Raw genomic sequence first — 3,087 nt, forward strand, 5'->3', positions numbered from 1 at the left:
TGTCGGAACCGATCGTGCGGCTGGTCTATGAGCGCGGCGCTTTCGCCGCCAACGATTCGACGCCGATCGTCGCCTCGATCCTGGCGATCTTCGGCCTAGGCCTGCCCGCCTTCGTGCTGATCAAGGCTTTCACGCCGGGCTATTTCGCGCGCGAGGACACGCGCACGCCGATGATCTTCGCAGCCATTTCGGTCGGCGTGAACGTCGCCACGGCGCTCACCCTATTCCCGTCCATGGGGGCGCCGGGCATAGCGGTGGCCTCGGCCGTCGCGGGCTGGGTCAACGCGCTGATGCTGCTCGCCATGCTGATCCGCCGCGGTCATTGGGGCCGCGACATCCCGCTCTTGAAGCGCATTCCAAGGCTGGTGCTGTCGGCGGTGATCATGGCGACCGCGCTTTACTTCGCCGAGCACTACTTCGCCGCAAGGCTAGGGCCCGGCTCGCCCCTGGTGGTGAAGGCGACGACGCTGTTCGCGCTGGTCGGCGGGGGTGCGGCGCTCTATTTCATCGCCGCCTTCGGCACCGGCGGCGCCGAATTCGGCATGATCCGCAGGAACGTGAAGCGGGGCGAGGCAAAATCTGCGCCGCCAGTCACGAAACAGTCTCCAGATCAGTGAGCCTGAATTCGTCGGCGGTGGAAAGCATCGGAACTGCGTAGTAGTGGGCGCAAGCGTAGTGGAAACAATCCGCCATGTTCAGGCGCATGGCGTTGCTGCGAAACCGCGACGCGGCCTCGATAGATAGCGACGCTGCCTCGGGTGCGGGCGGAAGCTCGCGCAACGCAATTGCCCGCTCTTCCAGAAAGCGGCCCACAATCTCCGCACTTCTGACGACCGGTATGGCTAGCTTTTCCGGTCGCGCTAGCGCCATCGCCGCCTCCCACACGGCGATGGCGGAAGTGAGCGGTGCCGACGCTTCCGTGACCGCTCGCGCGCAGCGCTCGGCTTCGACCTCGTTGCTTAGCATCGCGACGATGGCTGCAGCGTCGACAAACATCAGTCGTCGCCAGACAATTCATCGTAGACCGAACGAGGCAGCGGCTTGCGCGCCTGCTCGCTCAACTCAATTCCAAATTCGGCCCTGAGCCGAGCAGCCGTCTCCAACGGCGTCTCACGATTGCGGCGACGCTCCAAGGCTTCGCGCATGGCGATCACGATGGCCTCGGTGATGCCGACACCCTCGATCCTCGCCAAGGTGCGAGTCAGGCTGTCCGCTTCCTTATTGTTGATATTGATGGTCATCGCTATCCTACATTTCTCTATGTAGCTAACACAATGTAGCAAACTATGCGAGATACATCAATGGCGGACCCCGGAACGGGAGATACGGGAGCCAGATCAAATCCCAAGATAGGAAGATTGTAGGCGCTGAGCCGGCAGCCTCTTGATCCCGCTGTCCCCTTCGGCCATAAGCGCGCCCGTCGAAAGACTTTCGCCGCGCGCGAAACGGCCCTCCACAAGCCATGAGGAACTCATGTCCCCCTTCAAGCCACTCGTCTTTTCGGGCGTCCAGCCGACCGGCAATCTGCATCTCGGCAACTATCTCGGTGCCATCAAGAAATTCGTCGCCCTTCAGGAACAGTCCGACTGCATCTATTGCGTCGTCGACCTGCATTCGCTGACGGCGCAGCTCGTCCATCATGACCTCGGCGACCAGACCCGCTCGATCACCGCTGCGTTCCTGGCCTCCGGCATCGACCCGAAGAAGCACATCGTCTTCAACCAGTCGCGGGTCATGCAACACGCCGAGCTTGCCTGGATCTTCAACTGCGTGGCGCGCATAGGCTGGATGTACCGGATGACGCAGTTCAAGGACAAGGCCGGCAAGGACCGCGAGAATGCCTCTCTCGGCTTGCTCGCCTATCCCAGCCTGATGGCCGCCGACATCCTGCTCTACCGCGCCACCCATGTGCCGGTGGGCGAGGACCAGAAGCAGCATCTGGAGCTCACTCGCGACATCGCGCAGAAGTTCAACAACGACTTCTCCGAGAAGATCGCGGCGCTCGGCGTCGGCGTCGAAATGCAGGTCGGCGAGGAGACCGTGAACGGCTATTTCCCGATCACCGAACCGGTCATCGGCGGTCCGGCGGCGCGCATCATGAGCCTGCGCGACGGTTCCAAAAAGATGTCGAAGTCGGACCCGTCCGACCTGTCGCGCATCAACCTGACCGACGATTCCGACACCATCTCGAAGAAGATCCGCAAGGCCAAGACCGATCCGGAGGCCTTGCCGAGCGAGGTCGACGGGCTGGAAAGCCGGCCCGAAGCGGAGAACCTCGTCGGCATCTATGCGGGCCTGGCCGAGATCTCGAAGGAAGACGTGCTGAAGGAATATGGCGGCCAACAGTTTTCCGTGTTCAAGCCGGCGCTGGCCGACCTTGCGGTCGAGAAGCTGGCGCCGATCGCTTCGGAGATGCGCCGCATCCAGGGCGACCGCGCCTATGTCGACGCCGTGCTCAAGGACGGCGGCGACCGGGCCCGCGCCATCGCCGAGGGCACGATGAAGACGGTGCGCGACATTATCGGCCTGCTGCAGGACTGACCGACCGGTCTAATTGTTTCGACGCAATTCCGGACGGGAAACCGCTTCACACTTTTCCTGGAATTGCTCCAGGACCATCGCCACGCCGGCCGGTGGCTTGCCGCCGGTTCGCGGCGGTGGCAGATTGCGGCCGAATTGATACCGAGCAGATAGACATGGTCTCCAAACGCCTCAGCCGCGAAGCCGGCCATCGCCGCAAATTCCTGGCGATCATCGACGACACGCCCGAATGCGAGCGCGCGGTCGCCTACGCCTCGAAGCGGGCGCAGCACACCAACGGCGTGCTGGTGCTGCTCTATGTCATCGAGCCTGACGACTTCCAGCACTGGCTGGGCGTGGAAAAGATCATGCGCGAGGAAGCAAACGCGACGGCGCGCGGAGCCCTCGACGGCCACGCCAACAAGGTACGCCAGAGCGTCGGCATCGAGCCGGAACTGGTGGTGCGCGAGGGCAAGCCAACCGACGAGATCCACAAGCTGATCGAGGACGACCAGGACATTGCCATTCTAGTGCTGGCCGCCGGCGCCGGCAAGGAAGGTCCGGGAC

Annotated in this window: 5 protein-coding genes; 3 read left to right on the top strand and 2 right to left on the bottom strand. The window is 63.1% G+C overall.

Features of this window, described 5'->3' with window-relative positions; genetic code table 11:
• The coding region (locus tag EOA28_RS30665) for a lipid II flippase MurJ (protein ID WP_189342261.1) at positions 1-617 on the top strand (617 nt) is incomplete at its 5' end.
• On the opposite strand, the gene EOA28_RS30670 is transcribed toward EOA28_RS30665, so the two are convergent.
• Positions 592-996: a type II toxin-antitoxin system VapC family toxin gene (locus EOA28_RS30670; protein WP_127249398.1), complete on the bottom strand. Its 405-nt coding sequence runs from the start codon at positions 994-996 to the stop codon at positions 592-594. The two genes, EOA28_RS30665 and EOA28_RS30670, sit on opposite strands and share 26 nt — an antisense overlap.
• Entirely contained in the window at positions 996-1,241 is a 246-nt protein-coding gene (locus tag EOA28_RS30675; RefSeq protein WP_042645823.1) for a PSK operon transcription factor, read from the bottom strand. Before EOA28_RS30675 ends, EOA28_RS30670 begins: the two co-directional genes overlap by 1 nt.
• Before the next feature lie 232 nt (positions 1,242-1,473).
• Here EOA28_RS30675 and trpS point away from each other — a divergent pair, with 232 nt between their 5' ends.
• Both trpS and EOA28_RS30685 read left to right on the top strand, forming a co-directional pair.
• Positions 1,474-2,541 (top strand): tryptophan--tRNA ligase, encoded by a 1,068-nt coding sequence (gene trpS / locus EOA28_RS30680; protein ID WP_127249397.1) that lies wholly within the window; start codon positions 1,474-1,476, stop codon positions 2,539-2,541.
• A 155-nt stretch (positions 2,542-2,696) separates the two neighbouring features.
• A partial coding sequence (locus EOA28_RS30685; protein WP_148670954.1) for a universal stress protein occupies positions 2,697-3,087 on the top strand: 391 nt, incomplete at its 3' end.

This window comes from Mesorhizobium sp. M2A.F.Ca.ET.067.02.1.1, from assembly GCF_004023285.1.
Classification (GTDB): Bacteria; Pseudomonadota; Alphaproteobacteria; order Rhizobiales; family Rhizobiaceae; genus Mesorhizobium.